This is a genomic window from Paenibacillus sp. J22P165, assembly GCF_059692015.1.
This window is the reverse complement of the sequence record NZ_JCAUAP010000002.1, coordinates 557,382-578,433: the sequence shown is the minus strand read 5'-3', so window position 1 is coordinate 578,433 and position 21,052 is coordinate 557,382. Positions and strand designations below refer to the sequence as shown.

15 protein-coding genes are annotated in these 21,052 nt (G+C 46.2%); 11 read left to right on the top strand and 4 right to left on the bottom strand.

What is annotated here, in order from left to right:
- The first annotated feature begins 150 nt into the window (after positions 1-150).
- Entirely contained in the window at positions 151-1,980 is a 1,830-nt protein-coding gene (locus AC58QM_RS06815) for a heparinase II/III domain-containing protein (protein WP_497282451.1), read from the top strand.
- A 100-nt stretch (positions 1,981-2,080) separates the two neighbouring features.
- On the opposite strand, the gene AC58QM_RS06810 is transcribed toward AC58QM_RS06815, so the two are convergent.
- Together AC58QM_RS06810 and AC58QM_RS06805 are read right to left on the bottom strand one after the other, a co-directional pair.
- On the bottom strand, positions 2,081-2,911 hold the full coding sequence (locus AC58QM_RS06810; protein ID WP_497282449.1) for a helix-turn-helix domain-containing protein: 831 nt from the start codon (positions 2,909-2,911) through the stop codon (positions 2,081-2,083).
- Positions 2,912-2,998: 87 nt separating this feature from the next.
- Complete coding sequence (locus AC58QM_RS06805) at positions 2,999-3,763, bottom strand: phytanoyl-CoA dioxygenase family protein (RefSeq protein WP_497282447.1); 765 nt, start codon at positions 3,761-3,763, stop codon at positions 2,999-3,001.
- A gap of 259 nt (positions 3,764-4,022) precedes the next feature.
- Here AC58QM_RS06805 and AC58QM_RS06800 point away from each other — a divergent pair, with 259 nt between their 5' ends.
- From AC58QM_RS06800 to AC58QM_RS06775, 6 genes are all read left to right on the top strand, one after another.
- Complete coding sequence (locus AC58QM_RS06800) at positions 4,023-5,669, top strand: putative bifunctional diguanylate cyclase/phosphodiesterase (protein ID WP_497282446.1); 1,647 nt, start codon at positions 4,023-4,025, stop codon at positions 5,667-5,669.
- 191 nt (positions 5,670-5,860) lie between these two features.
- Entirely contained in the window at positions 5,861-6,829 is a 969-nt protein-coding gene (locus AC58QM_RS06795) for a quinone oxidoreductase family protein (RefSeq protein ID WP_497282444.1), read from the top strand.
- Between the two features lie 131 nt (positions 6,830-6,960).
- Complete coding sequence (locus AC58QM_RS06790; RefSeq protein WP_497282442.1) at positions 6,961-8,025, top strand: Gfo/Idh/MocA family protein; 1,065 nt, start codon at positions 6,961-6,963, stop codon at positions 8,023-8,025.
- 40 nt (positions 8,026-8,065) lie between these two features.
- On the top strand, positions 8,066-8,926 hold the full coding sequence (locus AC58QM_RS06785) for a sugar phosphate isomerase/epimerase family protein (RefSeq protein WP_497282440.1): 861 nt from the start codon (positions 8,066-8,068) through the stop codon (positions 8,924-8,926).
- 31 nt (positions 8,927-8,957) lie between these two features.
- Positions 8,958-9,830 carry a sugar phosphate isomerase/epimerase family protein gene (locus tag AC58QM_RS06780; RefSeq protein WP_497282438.1) on the top strand — a complete coding sequence of 291 codons (873 nt, stop codon included), beginning with the start codon at positions 8,958-8,960 and terminating at the stop codon, positions 9,828-9,830.
- 150 nt (positions 9,831-9,980) lie between these two features.
- On the top strand, positions 9,981-10,280 hold the full coding sequence (locus AC58QM_RS06775) for a hypothetical protein (RefSeq protein ID WP_497282436.1): 300 nt from the start codon (positions 9,981-9,983) through the stop codon (positions 10,278-10,280).
- A gap of 603 nt (positions 10,281-10,883) precedes the next feature.
- Here the strand turns inward: AC58QM_RS06775 and AC58QM_RS06770 are convergent.
- Positions 10,884-11,720: an AraC family transcriptional regulator gene (locus AC58QM_RS06770; RefSeq protein ID WP_497282435.1), complete on the bottom strand. Its 837-nt coding sequence runs from the start codon at positions 11,718-11,720 to the stop codon at positions 10,884-10,886.
- Between the two features lie 132 nt (positions 11,721-11,852).
- Here AC58QM_RS06770 and lacZ point away from each other — a divergent pair, with 132 nt between their 5' ends.
- Positions 11,853-15,005, top strand: coding sequence for a beta-galactosidase, LacZ type (gene lacZ, locus AC58QM_RS06765; protein WP_497282433.1), 3,153 nt, complete (start codon positions 11,853-11,855; stop codon positions 15,003-15,005).
- Positions 15,006-15,065: 60 nt separating this feature from the next.
- On the opposite strand, the gene AC58QM_RS06760 is transcribed toward lacZ, so the two are convergent.
- Positions 15,066-16,598 (bottom strand): MDR family MFS transporter, encoded by a 1,533-nt coding sequence (locus tag AC58QM_RS06760; RefSeq protein WP_497282431.1) that lies wholly within the window; start codon positions 16,596-16,598, stop codon positions 15,066-15,068.
- Between the two features lie 183 nt (positions 16,599-16,781).
- Between AC58QM_RS06760 and AC58QM_RS06755 the strand changes: the two genes are divergently transcribed.
- The 3 genes from AC58QM_RS06755 to AC58QM_RS06745 all read left to right on the top strand — a co-directional run bounded on the left by AC58QM_RS06755 (position 16,782) and on the right by AC58QM_RS06745 (position 21,028).
- Positions 16,782-17,663, top strand: coding sequence for an NAD(P)-dependent oxidoreductase (locus AC58QM_RS06755; protein ID WP_497282429.1), 882 nt, complete (start codon positions 16,782-16,784; stop codon positions 17,661-17,663).
- A 30-nt stretch (positions 17,664-17,693) separates the two neighbouring features.
- Positions 17,694-18,839 (top strand): glycerate kinase, encoded by a 1,146-nt coding sequence (locus tag AC58QM_RS06750; protein WP_497282427.1) that lies wholly within the window; start codon positions 17,694-17,696, stop codon positions 18,837-18,839.
- Positions 18,840-18,946: 107 nt separating this feature from the next.
- Positions 18,947-21,028 carry a right-handed parallel beta-helix repeat-containing protein gene (locus AC58QM_RS06745; protein ID WP_497282425.1) on the top strand — a complete coding sequence of 694 codons (2,082 nt, stop codon included), beginning with the start codon at positions 18,947-18,949 and terminating at the stop codon, positions 21,026-21,028.
- Positions 21,029-21,052: the final 24 nt, after the last annotated feature.

The following is a 21,052-nucleotide window of genomic DNA, read 5'->3' as shown; positions in this document are numbered from 1 at the left end:
TTTAAAGCTTCCGCAACTTGCGAGAAGCTTTTCTTGCTATAGAAGAAAAGTGGTCATTATTTGACGTAGAGTGGTCAAAATAATAGCTAGTTTGTAGAGATGCGTTGGGTTTATAGTTAATAGAAAAAGTGTAGGCTAGGAGGATTATCTATGAATAGTCGATTATTATTGGAAGCATTGCTAGAAGCTGAGAGTGACCATAGCCGCTTGTTTGACGAAGCTTTGCAGGTGGTCAAATCACCGATTAAGCAAACGGAGAGTCCTCTGCTCACATCGGTATATAACGAGATAACGCCTTTAATTCAGGCCTTTGAAAGTAAGCCAATTGCAGCGTTACCCTTCAAAGAGTGGGATTTATATCGCTCTGAGGGTTTGCGAATGGAGTTCGAAACGCACTATTTCGATCGCCGCCGCCGCTTAGCAGCTTTGGTTGTAGCCGCGTTGAAGGATGGCATTGCGCCTTATGTGTCTGCTTTAGAAGATACGATCTGGGCCATTTGCGATGAATATACGTGGTGTTTGCCAGCACATTTAATGAATCATGATGCTGCTGTTGAGGGGGAAGAATTCAAACATATTGATTTATTTGCTTCCGAAACCGCACATGCACTCAGTGAGACCTGTCATATGTTCCGAGATCAGCTGAATGGTATCGTCGTGAGAAGAGTGCAGCGTGAGATCATGGAGCGAGTACTCGAACCTTATATGGCCATTAAGCGATCTTATTGGTGGGAAACATGTGAGATTAATTGGTCCGCGGTTTGCGCGGGAAATATTGGTATGACTGCGATTTATCTGATCCCTGATTCGAAAGCGCTGTTGCCGATTATTGGACGTGTTCTCGACTCGATGGATTGCTTTCTGGAAGGCTTTTCAGACGAGGGTGCTTGTTTGGAAGGTTTAGGCTACTGGTATTATGGGTTTGGTTATTATGTGTATTTTAGCGAGCTGCTGAAGCAGCGTACGGGAGGCAAGGTGGATATTCTCCAATCCGATGCCAAAGCTCGCAAAGTCGCTCAATTCCCACAGCGCTGTTTCTTGCAAGGCAACCATATTGCCAATTTCTCTGATTGCTCGAAGAAGAATGGGATTCAAATTGGCATATTCAGCCGCTTATGCGAGCAATTTACGGAAATTCGTATTCCAACTCTAGCGAATCAGCCAAGTACAGTGGATCATTGCGGACGCTTCGCAAGTGCTGTGCGTAATGTGGTGTGGTTGAATGAACCGTTACTCCGCGAACGGGAGGAAATGCCGCTGCAGTCAGACTTCCTGTCTGAAGCACAGTGGATGGTCAGCCGAGCAAAGGTAGAAAACAAAGTCGTTAGCTTTGCTGCCAAAGGCGGTCATAACGATGAACCGCATAATCACAACGACATTGGCCATTTCTTATGGGTTGTAGATGGGGTTAGATGGTTTGAGGATTTGGGAGCAGGCTTATACACCAAGCAATACTTCGGTGATGAGCGGTATTCGATTCTCTGTAATAGCTCAGCTGGTCACAGTGTTCCGATCATCAACGGCAACTACCAACAAGAAGGCAAGGCACATTGCGCCCAGGTGATAGCCGCAGACCTCTCAGAGCGTAGTGATAGGTTCAGCTTGGATTTGACGAAGGCGTATGCGGAACCAAGTCTAGAGAAGCTCGAGCGCAGCTTCGAGTTTGATAAACAGCAAGGGAAGCTAACCCTTTCGGATGTCTTTGAATTCCGAGAGTCTGGCGCGGCGGTAACGGAACGCTTCATTACACAGCATAAGCCAGTTCTCGTGCAGGCTGGGGAGATCGTACTAGCGGATAGCTCGGCGGAGAAAGTGTCGCAGCAGGTGTTACGTTATGATGCCCAACAGCTGCAGGCATCATTTCAAGCTGTGGAGCATCAGAATCATGAGGGCGGTACAGAGACGGTGTACCTAATCGATTTAGCTGCTGCTGAAGTAGGCGCTCAAGTAAGCATTGTTGTGACGTTGGAATTGGAATAAGCGAAGGTTAAAAGAAAAACCTCCAGCTACTTTTCGGTATCGACTGCCTATGCAGCGGTAATCCGAGATAAGTTGGAGGTTTTCTGTTACATTAATTCTCCTAAGCATTTAACCACAATCCGAACTGTTGGCGATATTGCAGGGGAGTTAAGCCTGTCTTCACTTTAAACATTCGAGAGAAATAGTTCGCATTTTCGACGCCAAGCTCATAAGAAATCTGAGAAATGGGCTTCACGCTAGTCGCTAGGAGCTTCTTGGCTTGTTCGATTTTGATACTATGCACGAAATGAAGCGGCGCTTGACCTGTTTGCTTAATAAACAATTTACGCAAATGAGAGTCACTTAGCTGAACTAACTCTGCCAATTCATGAACTTCCGGCATCTGTTGCGGATGCGCGTGTAAGAAATGGATGATGGTGTGGATCCGTTTGTCCAAGTGTGAATAACTCGAGCTGGACTCAGCCACCCCACATGTATGCAGCAGCGCATGCAAGATGCGGAGCAAGGAAGACTGTTGCAGCAGATGGACATAGGGGGATAGATCACGCTCAGAAAGTAGCATCTCATGTATAAATGGTTCAACCACGCTTGCACTATCCTCATAGAGAAGCGGAATATTCAATAGCTGAACCCAGCTTCGATTACTGACTAAGGAGATTTCGGCATCGAAATTGATGCTGGTCAACAATAGCTCATCAGAAATGGCGTGAAAGCTGATTAAGCTCTCAGCAGGCAGAATAACGATATGGCCTTCTTTACATCGTAAGGAAGTTTGATCAATCTCCAGTTGGAAGCTTCCTTTATGCACGAACCACATGACGCAATGTCGGAGTGTACGGTCTTTGGCTTGCCAGTGATAATCGAGTTGATATTGTGTAATATGCAGAAATCGGATCTCTAACGCTTCAATCATCATCTGAAAAGAATTCAAGGTGTATCCCTCCGCACCCAGTCTCGTCTGTTTCTATTATTCTATCATGTTCGCTAGGACAAGACGAGGTGAGGAAGTGTGGTCGTATTACTCCGTAGGAATTACACCTTTAATATCTTCATTGCGTTTCAAACGATCTTCACCATTCACGAGGAACGTACGGATACGTGTAGTATCGCCGCCCCACTCTTCAATTTTGAACTTGACCTCGGGGGTCGTATAACGGACCGAGAAGGCCACGCGAGGTATGTTTGATGGATTATTTTCAGAGCCGTGGAAGGTAGCTTCATTGAAAAAGGCAATCTGACCCGGAGACATCTCTAAGTCGATGGCTAAGGATTCGTCGATGGACTCCGGTGGAAGGCCTTGCTCAAAGGCACTTTGATCAGTTCCAGTAGCGACATGTGCAACGAACGATTTGTGCGTTCCTGGGATAACACGGAGGCATCCGTTCTCACGAATCGACCATCCCAAGCTTACCCAAGCTGTTGCGTTGATTGCAGGTTCCATAGGCCAATAATTGATATCTTGGTGCCAAGGAATGAATTTATCATTATTAGGCTCTTTATACCAGAAATGCATAGCCCATAGCACGAGGTCATCTCCGAGAATCTGTTTCATGGCGTTAATGATGCTCGGATGCGTGGCCAAAGTATACGCCCAATGATGATGCTGATGCCAGGCGGACAAATTCATTTTGGTGGGACCGGGCTCGAATTTGTTTTGTCCGATGACCTCGAAGAATAGATTATAATACTTATCTGATTCCTCCAGCGTAAGGCCTTGTATAGGACCGCTATAGCCTTCGTTGACGTACTGCGTGAGTGAGAATGGATCGCCTTTTGTTATCATTTGGATAACCTCCCATGTGAGTTAGCTTTGATTGCTTGCTTAATGCAATTGTAAGGCTTAGCGCTCTCAGGAGTAAGGAAGTAAAACGATTATGAATAGCACAAAACGCTCATTTTTCATTACTACAGAAACCGAGATCAAAGTGATGAAACGCTAGGACCATTTAGGAAGGAAAATTATAGAACCCTGTCGAACTGGTAGTACTATCGGCCCATACCGGGCATACAGCTTAGGTTATTCGGAAAAAGGAGTTCTACGGATGACAATTCCTGCAACGACAACATTGGATTTGAATTTACTGCAAATGATGCTGGATGATATTGAAGACTCTATTTACATTATGAAGGTATCTGGTACGGAGATTATGTATTACTACGTTAATCAGGCCGCAACGAAATTTAGTGGAATTACAATGGATCGAATGGGGACGTCTTTTTTTGAATCCAACTCGAGCCAGATGGCAGATTATTTATATAAAAAATATGCTCGGGTTCTTGAAGAACGACGGACGATCCGGTACGAGGATGGCGTTAAATTACCCAATGGGACACATAGCGGCGAGAGCATTTTAACGCCTATTTTGGATGAGAATGGGACGGTTACCTTTATTTTTTCAGTGACTCGGGATATTACTGAGCGTAAACAGCAGGAAGATATGTTGTATAACTACGCATATCAAGATGATCTTTCTAATTTGTTTAATCGCAGATATCTACTTGAGCATGTCGTAGAGCCTTCAACGATTTATTTATTGGATTTGGACAATTTTAAAAATATTAATGACACCTTTGGCCATCAGGCTGGAGATTCGGTGCTTGTTGAAGTGGCGTGCCGCCTCATAGAAGAGTTTGGGGATAATCGTTATTCGCTCGTGCGCCTTGGCGGTGATGAATTCGTTGTTGTGGATTCCATACCCGCGATACGGGCCGAAGAGACGGCAGAACAGCTGAGTGAGCTGTTCCATGCTCCTTTTCGCGTAGATGAACATGCAGTGAAAGTGAATGTGAGCATCGGAATTGCGGAGCGGAAGCACGAAGAAACGATTCAAGATTTACTAAAACAAGCAGATATTGCGCTGTACACAGCCAAAGGATCGGGTCGAAAGCGCTATCATTTATTTGAAGCTTCCTCCCGCTATAATCATGTGGAGAATTTCATTCATGAACTAGCTCTCTCGCAAGCGATTGATAAAGAAGAACTGCACTTGCATTACCAGCTGATTTATAATCCGGCGTCTGGGCGGGCTGTTGGTGCTGAAGCACTGTTGCGATGGCATAGCAAAAATGTCGGTCCTGTGCAGCCTAGTGATTTCATTCCGATTGCTGAGGAAACAGGTCTCATTGTACCTATCGGCTATTGGGTCATTCGTCAGTCCTGCAGGGACTGGCATCAATTGAAGGAAATGTACGGACCTCTATTCAAAATTTCAGTCAACATCTCACGTGTTCAACTGAATGAGGAGTTTTTTGTTGGACATGTTTTGCAAATTTTGAAGGAGGAGGGCGTGGAGCCCTCCGTGATGGAATTAGAAATTACCGAAAGCACGACGCTTCACTCATTGCAGGAAGTACAGTTGATTTTGAGTAAGCTGCGTGGGGCAGGCTTTACCATTGCGTTAGACGACTTCGGAACGGGCTATTCGTCGTTAAGCATGCTAACGCTTCTGCCAATTGATAAGCTGAAGATTGACCGTCTTTTCATTGCAGACGGGAATGTCCCCCTGATCGCGGCTATACTAGCTATGGCCAAAGCACTGAATTTGCTCGTTGTGGCTGAAGGCATCGAAACGAGTGACCATTTCCACATGCTTGCAGACATGCAGTGCTGGGGCATACAGGGGTATTTCATTAATAAACCTAAGCCGATTACTGAACTACCCAGTAGGTTGGATCTGTCCATACATTAATTTCGTAACGAGTGAGTAGTTAATAGACATAACTAGTAGTTCAAATGCCGTTGTACGCTTCTTGCGTATGACGGTATTTTTTTTGGATTACGAGTTGAAAAGGTAGGCATTATCAGAAACCCTATTTGTTTTTGCTTCGCCCATCGCGTATGTTAAAATAACTACGGTTAATTAAGCGTTGGAGGTTGCATATGAGAGCATTAATTTTCGAGCAATTCGGTGGTCCCGAAGTACTCATATATAAGGAGATTCCAGATCCTGTCGTACAAGGAGATCAGCTTTTGGTAAGGGCGAAAGCGATAGGTCTGAATTTTGCTGACGTCTACCGTCGCAAAGGTAACTATCATTTGGCAGGGAAGCCGCCCTATATTCTAGGATACGAGGGAGCGGGCGTTGTCGAGTGGGTGCCTGCGCATATGACGCATATTCACATCGGGGATCGCATCGCTTTTGCGGATGTTCCCTTTGCAAATGCGGAGTTAGTCGCTGTGCCTGTTGACCGCGCGATACCACTGCCTGCAGACATCGCCTACGAACAGGCGGCTGGACTTCTGCTGCAAGGAATGACCGCGCATTACCTAGTGAACGATAGCTATCGTGTTCAAGCTGGCGATGAAGTGCTCGTCCATGCTGCGGCAGGGGGAGTGGGTCAACTTTTGATCCAATTGTGCAAAAGGCAAGGTGCTAGGGTGACAGGATTAACGTCATCCGAAGCTAAAAGGCAAATCGCCCTTGGTGCTGGAGCTGATGAAGTCATCCTGTACGCCTCGGACTGGGTTCATGAAGTTCAGCAATGGTCCAATGAAAAAGGTGGCGTCCAGGTTGCCTATGACTCCGTTGGCTCAACTTTAATGGATAGCTTCGCTGCCGTTCGTACGAAAGGGACTGTCGTATTCTATGGCATGGCTGGCGGCGATCCAGCGCCTGTCGATCCAAGGATGTTAATGGATACATCCAAAACCTTAACAGGCGGAGACCTCTGGAATCACGTGACCAGCTTAGAGAATCGTATAAAGCGAGCCCATGATCTATTCGATGCACTTCGAGACGGAAGCTTGAAGCTGGATACGTTGACGAGATTCGCCTTGAAGGAAGGCGCAGATGCGCATAGATTACTGGAGAGTAGACAGAGTACAGGCAAAATTATACTAATCCCATGAGACGAAGCAGCATGTCGATGTGAGTCGTTTTGAACATATAGTCCATGCAGCTGCATATTTTAGGTATTCTCGCTATGCCCAAACCATGTTAACTTTAAAGGGTAGATACTTTAAGGAGGCTTGAATGTGCAATGAGCGTAAATAAATTGAGAATTGGTGTTATCGGTGCGGGTTCCATTTCAGATTTGCACTTTGCGTCATATACAAAATCAGAGGATGCTGTCATTGTTGCTGTCTGTGATCTTAATCGTGAACGTGCAGCTGCGAAAGCAGAGAAATATGAAATTGCTCAAATTTATACGGATTATAAAGAACTGCTTGCCAATCCGAACATTGATGCCGTCAGTATTTGTACATGGAACAATACACATGCTGAGATCAGTATTGCTGCTCTTCATGCTGGCAAGCATGTTTTGGTAGAGAAGCCGCTATGCAAAACAGTGGAAGAAGCGCAACGCATTCAAGATGCGGTCCGTGAAACAGGAAAAATTCTACAAGTAGGATTTGTTCGAAGATATGATACGAATGCTCAGTTAGTGAAGCATTTTATAGATAATGGTCAATTGGGTGAGATTTATTATGCCAAAGCATCTTGCCTTCGTCGATTAGGAAATCCAGGCGGGTGGTTTTCTGATGTTGAACGCTCTGGCGGCGGACCGCTGATTGATATTGGTGTGCATGTGATTGATGTGTGTTGGTACTTGATGGGCAGACCGAAGCCTGTTGCCGTAAGTGGGCATACGTATAACAAGCTTGGAAACCGGAAGAATGTGAAGAACCTATCTTTTTATAAAGCAGCCGACTATGATGCGGAGCGCAATACAGTTGAGGATTTGGCGAATGTGTTGATTCGTTTTGAAAATGGGGCTTCCCTTATGGTGGATGTGAGTTTCACACTGCATGCTAAGAAGGATGAAATCGCTGTCAAGCTGTATGGCGACAAAGGCGGCGTAGAGCTTGAGCCTGAAATTGTGTTTGTAACGGAGATTTTGGATACGATCACGAATGTAACACCTCAAATCAATAACAAATCGATTGACATCAACGGTGCTTTCCAAAATGAGATCAATCATTTCGTTTCCTGTTGCCAAACAGGTGAAACACCCATTAGTCCGGTTGAAGATGGTCTAGAAATGATGAAAATTCTTTGCGGTATTTACGAATCCGCAGCAAAGGGTCAAGAAATCAGATTGTAGCCCGAACGAATCGGAGCATAGGAGTATTGGAGGAGCACGTATGAAGCTGGGGGTAAGCACATATAGCTTGTATCAGGCGTTAAAGTCTGGCGAGATGTCGATCATGGACGTTATCGATTGGATTGCGGATCAGGGAGGTGAACATGTCGAGATTGTACCATTGGGATATGATTTACCGGGTAACTTTGCGCTTGCGGATGCGATTCGTGAGAAAGCTCAGGCTCGAGGTATAGCGATTTCCAATTACGCCATCGGTGCTAATTTCTTAACAGAATCCGAAGAGGAATATGTGCAGGAAATTGAGCGAGTGAAGGGCGAGGTCGATCTTGCTGCCAGACTAGGTGTCACCAAAATGCGGCACGATGTTGCGCGAAGTGAGGATCTATCGATTCGTAATTTCAACGCTAACTTAGCGCGTCTAGCTGAAGCATGCCGTCAGATTGCTGACTATGCGAGCCAGTTTGGCATTGTGACGAGTGTTGAGAATCACGGATTCTTCGTTCAGCATAGTGAACGTGTTCAAGCCCTGATTCATGCTGTTGATCGTGCAAATTTCCGGACAACATTGGATGTTGGTAATTTTGTGTGCGTGGACGAGGATTCCGTTGCAGCAGTGACGAATAATCTTCCTTATGCCTCTATCGTCCATGTGAAGGATTTCTACATACGTCCTTCCAATCAGAATCCAGGAGAAGGCTGGTTCAAGTCATCCTATGGTACCTTTTTGCGCGGAGCGATCGTTGGTCAAGGGGATTTGAATATGCGTGAAATCTTGCGTGTGGTCAAAAGCTCAGGCTACGACGGTTACATTTCCTTGGAATTTGAAGGGATGGAAGAGTGTAAAAAAGGTACATCCATCGGTTTGCAGAACATCCGCAGATTATGGGATGAAATTAACTAACGCTTAGTTCGCGATAAGGAGTGTAGCAAATATGATTATCAATCCTATTGGAATTATGGTAGATAGCTTGCGTCTTGGTTTACGGGATGGTTTAAAGAAGTCCAAGGAACTAGGTGCGGATGGTGTGCAAATTTATGCCGTTTCCGGTGAGATGGACCCGGCGAACTTGAGCGCGGCGGCGCGTAAAGAGTTGCGTAACTACATCGCATCATTGGATCTTCAAATTTCAGCGCTTTGCGGCGATTTAGGTGGACATGGTTTTCAAGATCAGACGGTAAATGCAGCGAAAATTGAAAAATCCAAGCGCATTCTTGATCTCGCTGTTGAACTAGGATCGTCTGTAGTAACGACTCATATCGGCGTCGTACCAGAGGATCGGAACGATCCCATTTATCAGACGATGCTGCAAGCTTGTGAAGAGCTTGGTGTCTATGCGAGCAGTTTAGGCGCATATTTCGCAGTGGAAACAGGTCCAGAAACGTCGTCACATCTGAAAAGCTTCCTTGATAACTTATCCACCAAAGGTGTCTCGGTTAACTTTGACCCCGCCAATATGGTGATGGTAACGGGAGATGATCCTGTTCAAGGTGTATATACACTGAAGGATTACATCGTTCATACGCATGTGAAGGACGGGATTCGACTTCGTCAAGCAGATCCGCGTCAGGTATATGGCTCACTTGGCTACAAACCAATGACACACGAGAGCATTGCGGAAGCGGCAACATCTGGCGATACGTATCGTGAGTTGGCTCTGGGTGAAGGTCATGTCGATTTCGACCGCTACTTCCAAGCTCTGCAAGAGATTGGGTATAAAGGTTATCTAACGATCGAACGTGAAGTCGGCGAACAGCCGGAGAAAGATATTGCAAGTGCCATTGCTTTTATTCAAAAATATAAATAAATGGGGAGCCCTCGCCAGTGGTGGGGGGTTCTTTTTTTCGCGTGAAACCGCATGAGAAAAGGGGATTTACAAACAAATATTTACAAAAAGGGGCTTCTTAATCCGCCAGAATGAGAGTAAAATAGAGGACAAGAGGAGGATTGATCGAAGATGAGTACACTGAAGAGTTTCACGGATTCGGAACAGCAGATTTCATTAGAGTTAAGAGATGATCATTTAACAGTGCTTCGTTTCCGCGGTGATACATCCATTTACCCTTTCAAAAATATTACACTTGCCTCTGAACCGATTCCGGAGTACCCACTTAATTCAATTGCATTAACGGTTATTGATTTTCACACAGGTGTAACCGATTTCAAATTTTCGTCGAATCTGCGAGATTTTGAGATTTTCGTCCAGAAGCTGCTGGAAGTGCATAGTGAATTCATCCCCAATCATAAAATTTCATAAGTTCATGTATTCATAAACCGCTGAGGCGGTTTTTTTGCGTTTGTATGGGTGAGGTGCTTGAAGGGGGAGGTTCTTGGAAGGACGATTTTCTGTGATATGTACAAGTTTAGGAGATAAAAGATTCATCTTAGGTGGATTAGGTATAATCAACTCACCATACCTAGCTTACCAGCAATACTAGCAAATACGAGCAACGAGTAATGAGCAACCAATCAGGAGTATAAAGCATCAGCTACAATAGCACATTAGAACAACGGAACAGCAGAAGTATCAGCTCCAACAGCGCATTAGCATCACTGACCATCATGTAACCAACAAGTTTGATGAAAATAACAATAACTGTATATTATGTAGTTAATTTCATTGAAATCTTCGACTAAATTCAATTAACTGTAAAAAGCGTAGTTAATTTTTAACATTTCCCTTAAAAACGAGCTTAAGCCGAAGATTAGCTGTACTTTTTTCCATCTATCCTTCAAAAAGACGCGAAACCATCCTAAATAGATGTGCTTTTTCCATTTATTTATAAATCTGGATTCAAGCCACGCACCAACACGTCGGTACCTGACTCAATCTCGGTTCCCACCCGCCTCAGCACTTCACTCACTTCACATAAGGATGCCGGAAACCATCCGGCGTCTGCCCGACGGCCTTGCGAAATGTCGAGATGAAATGCGAAGCATCCAGAAACCCCGTAGCCTCTGCGATGTGTTTAACTGTTAGATCAGGCTGAGCGATCAACATTTCTTTGGACTTCTGCAGGCGCAGCTGAAGCAGATACTGGTAAGGAGAGAGTCCGAAAGCGCGACGAAATAATGTATTCACATGCTGCGCAGAGACACCGAGCTGAGTAGCCATCCAGCTCAGCCCAACGTGCGCGGCAGCGAAGTTTTGTTCGAGCTGTAGCAGCAGCGGCAGAAGCCGCTCGTGACTTTGCGAGAAGGAGGCACTTTTGTTCAAGATGCCGTGCTTCTTAAGCAGCGTCAGGAATTGATAGATTTCTAAGGAACCGTTGGTTCCGGTGAAATCGTGACTATCACGATATTTATGATAGTAATACTCATGAATATTAGCGAGCGGCGTATCAGGCCCCCAGCTGATTTGCGCTGATAAAGGGATTTCCAAGGCATGCACGATAGATGCAGCTAACGCGCCATCGAACGTTAAATACCACGTGGACCATGGCGTGTCAGGCACGTTATACGTATGAGGGACACCGCCTGCGAGGAGCATGCCTTGCCGTTCACCAAGTTTAACGGGGCCGCTGTCTAGAATGATTTCGCCACTACCGGCGATGGTTTGCAGCCAGTGAAAACAAGGATATCCCTCTTCCCTTTGATAATAGAGCTGCTCGCGTTCATATCCGATGGTTTCGAGGATCAGAGGGAGCTTGCGGTCCGTCTCGGTAATTACGAAAAACTTTCTATAATCAATAGCCATGACTAGTCCATCTCTTTCATTTTTTAATATGTGATGCGTAGTATCTTATATTTTAAAAGAAATAGTTGTCTTGTACAATGAGGGAAGCAGGTTGATTTATAATCCAATAACCTAAAGTGAGGCATAACATCCATGGCGAATAAATTTGTATACACAGCACCCGAGAATGGTTATCCTGAATGGAATAATAATCCAGACATCTATCAATTGAATCGGTTAGAGGCTCATGCTACCTTAATGCCTTATCATACGGAAGAGGAAGCATTGGCAGGCGTTCGAGAGGCTTCGCAATTTTATCAAAACTTAAATGGCACTTGGAAATTTCATTTTGCTGAAAATGCAGACGGACGTCCGCAGGATTTCTATAAAGTGGACTTTGATAGCAGCAATTGGGCGGAAATTGCCGTACCTTCGCATTGGCAGCTGCAGGGCTTTGACTTTCCACAGTACACGAATATCATTTACCCTTGGGTAGGTCACGAGGATCTTAAGCCGCCATTTGCCCCGGTAAAATATAACCCAGTCGGTTCTTATGTGCGCAGTTTTTCGATCCCGGAAGGTTGGGATGGTCAGCCCGTGTACCTAAGCTTCCAAGGGGTAGAATCAGCTTTCTACGTGTGGGTGAATGGTGATCTGGTTGGCTTTAGCCAGGATTCGTTTACACCAGCGGATTTTGATATTACGCCGTATCTGATCGAGGGCGAGAATAAGCTTGCAGTGGAAGTTTATCGCTGGAGTGATGCAAGCTGGTTAGAAGATCAAGACTTCTGGCGCTTGAGCGGGATTTTCCGGGATGTGTATCTGTACACAACACCTACCGCACATATTGCTGATTTTAAAGTAGACACGCATCTAGACAGCGCTTGCGAAGATGCTGAACTGCGTATTCAGGCGACAATCACGAATTATGATCTGAAAAGTCAAGGTGTGCACCATGTTGAAGCGATGTTATACGATAGCGAGCAGCAAGCAATGTGGGATGCACCTCTACGTGTTGACGTTCAAACGAGCAATACAGCTAAGCAATCCATTGAATTGTCTGCTAACATGGAGCGTCCTGCCAAATGGAGCGCGGAAAATCCATACTTGTATACATTGGTACTTCTTTTATCGAATGAAGAAGGCGAGCTTCTCGAGACAGAAAGCTGTAAAGTCGGATTCCGTAAGTTTGAAATTGAAGATGGCTTGATGAAAATCAATGGTCAGGTCATCACGTTCAAAGGTGTGAATCGTCACGAGTTTGATCGGGACCGCGGTCGATCTGTTGAAGAGGAAAGCATGCTTGCGGATATTTTACTGATGAAACAATACAATATCAATGCGGTTCGGACCTCACATTACCCGAACAATCCGCGGTGGTATGAGCTTTGTGATCAGTATGGGTTATACGTAATTGACGAAACCAATCTAGAAACACATGGTTCCTGGAGCTATCCACAATCAGAATTAGGTGAAACGGTGCCAGGAAGTCGGCCTGAGTGGACTGGGGCTGTGCTGGATCGCGCGAACTCCATGCTGCAAAGAGACAAGAATCATCCATCCATCGTTATTTGGTCGCTCGGTAATGAGTCTTTTGGTGGCGATAATTTCTTGAAAATGCATGATTTCCTGCGCGAAGCTGATCCTTCCAGAGTTGTTCACTATGAAGGTGTGTACTGGTGGCGCGAATCCGAAAGAGCATCGGATATGGAAAGTCAAATGTATTCCAAAATTGAGAAAATCGAAGAATACGCCAAAAACCAGCCGAAGAAGCCGTTTATTCTTTGTGAATACAGCCACGCGATGGGGAATTCCTGCGGTAACTTATTTAAGTACTGGGAGTTGTTCGATAAATACCCAGTCCTTCAAGGTGGGTTCATTTGGGATTGGATCGATCAATCCATTCGGACAACGACACCAGATGGCATCAGTTATCATGCCTACGGCGGTGATTTTGGCGACACGCCGAATGATGGCAATTTCTGCGGCAACGGCTTGATCTTCGCAGATCGCTCGGTTTCGCCAAAATTGAACGAAGTGAAGAAGTGCTACCAGAATGTGAAGTTCGAAGCGGTAGATTTGGCGAAAGGTCAAATCCAAGTAACCAACCAATTCTTATTCACGAATTTGAATGAATTTGATTGGACATGGTCAATTACACGCAATGGTGTCGCGGCGGCTAGTCGTGAGATTAGCAATTCCTATACCGTTGCACCAGGTGAGACAACGACGATTGAGCTTGCGTTGGATGCCGTGGAAAGTCATTTCCCGAACGATGAATTCGTACTAACACTGAGCTTAGCCCTGAAAGCCGACACCTTATGGGCTGCAAAGGGACATGAAATTGCTTGGGAGCAATTTATCCTTCCAGTAGCGAATCTTACTGAGATTTCGCGTAATTGGGAAGCGGAGAAGGAATCAGCAGCGGCTCTAACCACAGAGACTGCCGTGCAAGTTGTAACAACTTCGGAATATAGCATCTTGCTTCAAGGGGAGCGTTTTGCCCTGAGAGTGGATGCTTTGACTGGCGATATGACTTCCTACGTCTACGAAGGAGTCGAACTCTTCCAAACAGGACCGGTGCCGAACTTCTGGCGCGCGTATACAGATAATGACCGAGGAAATCAGCACCATATTCGTTGTGCGCCGTGGCAGGGAGCAGGAAGCGGTCGCAAGCTTCTTTCCTTACAAGCCAAATCACTGGATTCTGGTCGCGCTGAAGTTCGCGTACGCTTTGGGTTAGCGACACAGCCTGTGTCGGACGTTCAACTCGTATACACCGTTTCCACCTCTGGTGAAGTTGAGGTTCGTATGCAATTAACGCCTGGCGACAAGTTGCCAGAAATCCCTGAAGTAGGCGTCATGTTTGAATTGGCTGGTTCCTTTGAGAACTTAGCGTGGTATGGCCGCGGACCGCACGAAAACCATTGGGATCGCAATGTTGGCGCGAAGCTTGCTCTGCATAACGGAACCGTCGAAGAACAGTTCGTTCCGTACTTGCGTCCGCAGGAATGCGGCAATAAGACGGATGTTCGTTGGGCGACGCTCACGAATGCAGCTGGACGTGGATTGCGTATCGCAGGTTTACCAACGGTTGAGCTCAATGCGCTGCCGTACTCCCCTTCAGAACTGGAAGCACATGACCATCCTTATAAGCTGCCTGTGAGTGATAAAGTTGTGGTACGTGTCAACTACAAGCAAATGGGCGTTGGTGGCGACGACAGCTGGGGGGCAAGAACACATCCCGAGTTTACGCTATTCGCTAACCGTACGTATGAATATGCCTTTACCTTTAAAGGTATCTAATTAAACATAAAAAAGAAGCTGTCCCTTAAGTAGATTCTACTTTAGGACAGCTTTTTTTATTCACGAATGCCCAGCCGCACCCTCAAATTCCTTGGTAGGATCGAGCTGCTCTTTACTCATGGTAAAGGCGAAGATCAGCGCTAATGATGCCGGAATGATCGTCCAAGCGAAGGTGAGTACGATAGACGAGGATAAGGCAGTTGTGATTTTGTCCAGCACAGGGGCTGGAATGTCGAGTCTCTTGGCGGGATCCAGCAAAGTATGCGAATCGCCTGCTGGCATAGCGATCGGTGATTGCCCGTCAGCGGTGAAAGCTTCAGTCATTTTTCTTGTAAATGCATGGCTTTGGATAATCCCGAAAACGGTAATCCCAAGTGTCATGCCAAGGGAACGGAGGAAATTCAAAGTTGATGTGGCTGAGCCGCGTTGACGAATATCGAATACGTAAATCGCCGCATTACTGAGAACCGAGAAGGAAGCGCCAATACCCAGTCCAATAACTATCATATACAGGGTTACGAGCCACCGAGGTGAATCCCCTGAAAGCGTCGTTAGCAATAGCGTGCCCACAACGAGCAGCGCGATTGTCGGTATCATGATGGACCGAAAGCTGAATTTGGTCATTAAGAATCCGCCTCCTGTTGCAGTTACCACAGTACCAAGCATCATAGGCAGTAGGACTAGGCCTGAGTTTGTGGCCGACCCGCCTAAGACCCCTTGAATAAATATCGGAATATACACGGATGCCGTTATAAAGGCTGCACCACTACAGATCGCTACCGCATTACTGGTTGCATACAAGCGATTCTTAAACATCCCGAACGAAATAATCGGCTCGGCTGCTTTACGCTCTATACATATAAAGGTGGTCGTCAACACAGCGAATAGGCCGAATAAACCAAGGATGAGCGCCGAATCCCAAGCATATTGTTTGCCGCCTAATTCAAGTGCAAACATAAGCGCGACGATGGCGGCGACAAGTAGGCTAGCTCCCCACCAATCAATGCGCTGCTTCGAATGTTCAACAGATTCTTTATAGAAGAAGGCAATAAATATAAACGCGAGCATACCCAAGGGAAGGTTGATGTAAAAGACCCATTTCCAACTAATATAATCGGTTATGTAGGCGCCTAACAACGGTCCGAATATGCTCGACATCCCGAATACAGCCCCGAACAAGCCACCTAACTTGCCTCGGGATTCCAAGGGGACCGCATCAAACATAATGGTGAAAGCGATCGGTACAAGGGCACCGCCGCCAATCCCTTGAATGGCACGATAAATACTCAGCTCAACAATCGATTCTGCCGTACCGCACAATATGGAGCCTAACATGAAGAAAAGTAGCCCAAAGACGAAAAACTTCTTACGGCCATACATATCAGATAATTTCCCGAATATCGGCATACCAGCCATTTCTGCAACCATATAAGCGGAGGTTACCCATACGAATTTATCCAATCCGCCAAGTTCCCCGACAATGGTCCCCATCGCCGTTGCCACAATGGTATTATCCATAGCAGCCATAAGAATGCCAAGTAGAAGCCCTGCAAGGACAATGCCTAATCCTTTATTATTTTGTACAGTGGACATAGCGTTACATTTCCTCACTTTCTTGTACATAATTGGGTTTCAAACACCTATTTTATATGTACGCAAGATATGCAACATGATATCAGCCTAGAGATGTATTTTACTCGTTGGCGATCCGTGTTTGACCAGAAGGAGTGAGGGTGATAAGTTTAAAAGGAGATACAACGAAAGGTGGACTACCACATGACAGAACATTCAGCACAACCAATCATAGGACTTATTGGAACAGGCGTTATGGGTAAAAGTATGGTAGGGCATTTTATTCAGGCGGGATATGAGGTTCATGTCTATACACGAACGAAGGCTAAGGCAGAAGAGCTTGTAGAGAAGGGTGCGGTATGGCAAGAAACACCAGGGGAGTTGGCACAGAAGTGTCAGATCATTATGACCATGGTTGGTTTTCCGAGCGATGTTGAGGACATTTATTTTGGGCAAAATGGGATTCTCACTATGGCACATCCTGGCAGCTATTTGATCGATTTGACGACCTCGAGCCCGTCTCTGGCTAAAAGAATTTATAACGAAGCACTGACTCGGCAACTATTCTCTTTGGATGCGCCTGTCTCTGGTGGAGACATCGGAGCGAGAGAAGCGCGATTGTCCATTATGGTCGGAGGCGCTCGTGACTCGTTCGAACAAATGCTGCCTATTTTCCAGAAGATCGGCACGAATATCGTTCATCAAGGTGAAGCGGGTGCAGGACAGCATACGAAGATGTGCAACCAAATTGCCATTGCAAGTAACATGATGGGTGTCGTTGAAGCATTGGTTTATGCGAAGAAAGCAGGGCTGAATCCAACAACCGTGCTGCAAAGCATAGAAACAGGCGCCGCGGGAAGCTGGTCTTTAAGCAATTTGGGACCGCGGATGATTGCGGATAATTTTGCGCCAGGCTTCTATGTGAAGCATTTTATTAAGGATATGAAGATTGCCTTGCAATCAGCCGAGGAAATGAAAGTGGAGCTTCCTGGTCTGACTCTGGCCAAATCCCTCTATGAGCAATTAGCGGCAATGGGCGAAGAGGAAAGTGGTACCCAAGCGTTGTATAAGTTAATTAATAAGTAACGTTAGATACAACGACCTGGAGGCTGACCTATGAAAATTATTATCGCACCGGATTCATTTAAAGGAAGCCTTAGCTCAGAACGGGCGGCCGAGGCGATAAGAGCCGGGATTCTGCGAGTTATGCCCGAGATAGAAACGATCCTCATTCCGATCGCGGATGGGGGCGAAGGAACTGTAGATAGTCTAGTTCAGGCAACACATGGCGAGAAGATTACTCTCCAAGTACAAGGGCCGCTGCAAGAACAGGTGACGGCTATGTACGGAGTTCTCGGAGACGGTGTTACGTGCGTAATTGAAATGGCGTCAGCATCTGGTCTTATGCTCGTTCCCACGGAACAGCAGAATCCGTTACTGTCGACTACATACGGGACGGGTCAACTAATCAAGCATGCACTCGATCAGGGATATCGTTCCTTCATTCTTTCCCTTGGCGGAAGTGCAACCAACGATGGTGGAAGCGGCATGCTCCAAGCGTTGGGCTTGAGGCTCCTGGATGAAGAGGGGCGCGAGATTGGGGCAGGCGGTCAAGCCCTGACTCATCTTAGGCATATTGATGCCGCCAATTGGGACGAGCGTATTGCTGAATCTCGGTTTACAATTGCTTCCGATGTCACCAATCCATTCATTGGACCGCAAGGGGCATCCCATGTCTTTGGTCCGCAGAAAGGTGCGACACCGGAGATGGTTGAAGTTCTCGATAAGGCGCTCACGCATTGGGCAGATCAGATGGAATCGCATACGGGGATTGCTGTGCATCATCAGCCTGGTGCTGGCGCGGCAGGTGGACTTGGCGGTGCCTTTCAAGCTTTCTTCCCCTCCAGCACGAAGCGAGGTATTGATGTCGTCATTGAGAATACCAAGTTGATGGAGCATCTCCAGCATGCACAACTTGTATTCACTGGCGAGGGGCGGACAGACGCACAGACCGCCTCGGGCAAAGCCCCGATGGGGATTGCACAAGCCGCAGCGAAGCTCGGCGTGCCAGTTATCGTTTTATCAGGATCCGTTGGGCAGGGGATTGAGAAACTTTATGAATACGGCATCACAAGTATTTACAGCATCGTGAATGGTCCTATGACACTTCAGGAAGCCATGAGCCGCACATCTGAGCTGCTCACGCAGAAAGCGGAGCAAGTGATGCGTACATTTTTGGCTGGGAGGAAGAAGGAAGAATAGAGGAAGTCAACGAATAAACAAATGAGGTTTTTAAGCGCACGAAAGAGGTATACCTACAAGCTCCTAGTCATAAATAAGGTTATCATGTTGTATAAAGGAGTAAGCTCATGACATTGGCAGCCCAATTCTATGTAGCGACAACTGGGAATGATGATCACGATGGGAGTAAAGAAAAGCCGTTTTTAACCATAACGAAAGCACAGATGACAGTTCGGAATCGCATCCAAAACGGGATGAATCACGATGTCATCGTGTTTTTGTGCGGCGGCACCTATTATGTAGAAACAACATGGCAATTCGACGAGCGAGATTCCGGAAGAAATGGTTACCGCGTAACGTATCGTAATGTGCCTGGGGACGTCGTTACTATCGTAGGAGGCAAGGCTATTACGAATTGGGAACCCTATAGCTCAGACATGTGGCGAGCGTGGTGGGGGACTGGAAGTAGCTTCCATACGCTATATGCAGATGGTGAGCGCCTAACCAAAGCACGTCTTCCGGCAACGGGTTACTTCCAAGTAGAGGGAGAGCCAGAGGAAAGCTATATAGAAGGAATCCATTACCGCGAAGGGGATATTCCACAAGGAAGTGATCTCTCTCAAGCGCAGGTATTCCTGTGGCCTGGAAAAGGGGAGTGGAATTGGTTTTCCGAGCTGAGGGCTTTGAAAGCTCACGATGCGGAAGCTAGATTTGTGCAATTCCAGCAACCTTCGATTTGGGACATCGGCGTGGGCTCGCGTTATTTTATTCAAGGCTCCCTCGATTTTCTTCAAGCGCCTGGTCAATTTCACTTGGATGAGAAGGAAGGCTGGCTCTATTACAAACCGAAAAAAGGAATACCGTTACAGCAAGAAGTCATTGTCCCAACGGTAACAAGGCTGATTGAATTGAGAGGCAACGATCATAATGAGCCTATTCAGCATCTTCATTTTCATGGACTCCAATTCGCCTGCTCGGACTTCTGGTCTGATTATCAAATGATTCAAGAAGACGAGGGCTTGAGCAACGTGGAGCGAGATGAGCATCGTGAAGGCATGGTTTACATGCAGAATGCGGCTCATATTGAGATCTCACATTGCCAGATCGTTAATTCAGGCAGCTGCGGCTTATTTTTGGATCAACAGGTGAGGAACATCCAGATAAGCAATAATCGCATTGAACATATGGGATATATGGGCATATGTGCTTCCGGATTTTCACCGCTTCAAGGGCATTACACCTCGGCGGCAGCATCGTACACGAATAAAGACCATACGATCACGAATAACGTGATTCGGTATGGTGGAGAGCTGATTGGACATGGTTGCGGGATTCTGCTCTATCAAAGCGGACACAATGAAATCACACATAACTTGATTTCACATATGCCTCGATACGGTATATCGTTGAAAGGCTTGCGTCATAAGGTCATGCCAGCAATGATTTATGACATACCGGTTTCTTGGGAGAATCACTGGGACTTCCTGCACACACGGAATAATAACATAGCCTATAATGATATTTCGCATGTCATGATGGATAGTCAGGATGGCGGATTAATTGAATCGTGGGGTGTCGGGACTCAGAATATCATTCATGGGAACCGCTTACACCACAGCGGAATTCATTTCTCTTTCGGCTTCGGCATTTATTTAGATGATGCTTCGGACTACTTTACAGTGACTCAGAATGTGTTGACGCACCTCTATTCTACAGGGGAAGGTAAACTGTGGATGCTCATTTTTTCCAAAGGGATTGGCAACCTCATTCAAGGAAATTTGCTGGTCTCGAATCCTGATGCGATTGCTGCGATTGGTACACAAGAAATGGCAGGCGAAGACAATAAGGATGTCAGGGTGAAGGGAAACATTATTTACAATTCTGGTTATCTCTATTATTTCGTCAATTGGCGCGATGATAAATTTGCTGAAGCAGATGGGAATCTCTATTGGCAAGATCACACTAAAGGCATTTGTCAGATTGCTGGCAAGCTCCCTCTACCAGCATCCGGTGCTGACATACTGGATCGTCATGTTTATGACTGGGTGTCATGGCGTTCCTTACTAGGAGGTAAGTTTGACGCGAATACATCGATCGCCGATCCAAGGTTCATCCAGTCAACGGATGGGATGATGCGGCTCCAATCGGATTCACCAGCCTATGCACTTGGTTGGGTAGACATTGATGTTACCCGGATAGGACCACAATAATATCGCGAGCATGTGAGGGGGCTT

Excerpts from the sequence above, each read along its gene's own strand:
- AC58QM_RS06815 (WP_497282451.1), top strand. The coding sequence starts at position 151 with ATGAATAGTCGATTATTATTGGAAGCATTGCTAGAAGCTGAGAGTGAC.
- AC58QM_RS06805 (WP_497282447.1), bottom strand. The coding sequence starts at position 3,763 with ATGATAACAAAAGGCGATCCATTCTCACTCACGCAGTACGTCAACGAA.
- AC58QM_RS06800 (WP_497282446.1), top strand. The coding sequence starts at position 4,023 with ATGACAATTCCTGCAACGACAACATTGGATTTGAATTTACTGCAAATG.
- AC58QM_RS06795 (WP_497282444.1), top strand. The coding sequence starts at position 5,861 with ATGAGAGCATTAATTTTCGAGCAATTCGGTGGTCCCGAAGTACTCATA.
- AC58QM_RS06790 (WP_497282442.1), top strand. The coding sequence starts at position 6,961 with ATGAGCGTAAATAAATTGAGAATTGGTGTTATCGGTGCGGGTTCCATT.
- AC58QM_RS06785 (WP_497282440.1), top strand. The coding sequence starts at position 8,066 with ATGAAGCTGGGGGTAAGCACATATAGCTTGTATCAGGCGTTAAAGTCT.
- AC58QM_RS06780 (WP_497282438.1), top strand. The coding sequence starts at position 8,958 with ATGATTATCAATCCTATTGGAATTATGGTAGATAGCTTGCGTCTTGGT.
- AC58QM_RS06775 (WP_497282436.1), top strand. The coding sequence starts at position 9,981 with ATGAGTACACTGAAGAGTTTCACGGATTCGGAACAGCAGATTTCATTA.
- AC58QM_RS06770 (WP_497282435.1), bottom strand. The coding sequence starts at position 11,720 with ATGGCTATTGATTATAGAAAGTTTTTCGTAATTACCGAGACGGACCGC.
- lacZ (WP_497282433.1), top strand. The coding sequence starts at position 11,853 with ATGGCGAATAAATTTGTATACACAGCACCCGAGAATGGTTATCCTGAA.
- AC58QM_RS06760 (WP_497282431.1), bottom strand. The coding sequence starts at position 16,598 with ATGTCCACTGTACAAAATAATAAAGGATTAGGCATTGTCCTTGCAGGG.
- AC58QM_RS06755 (WP_497282429.1), top strand. The coding sequence starts at position 16,782 with ATGACAGAACATTCAGCACAACCAATCATAGGACTTATTGGAACAGGC.
- AC58QM_RS06750 (WP_497282427.1), top strand. The coding sequence starts at position 17,694 with ATGAAAATTATTATCGCACCGGATTCATTTAAAGGAAGCCTTAGCTCA.
- AC58QM_RS06745 (WP_497282425.1), top strand. The coding sequence starts at position 18,947 with ATGACATTGGCAGCCCAATTCTATGTAGCGACAACTGGGAATGATGAT.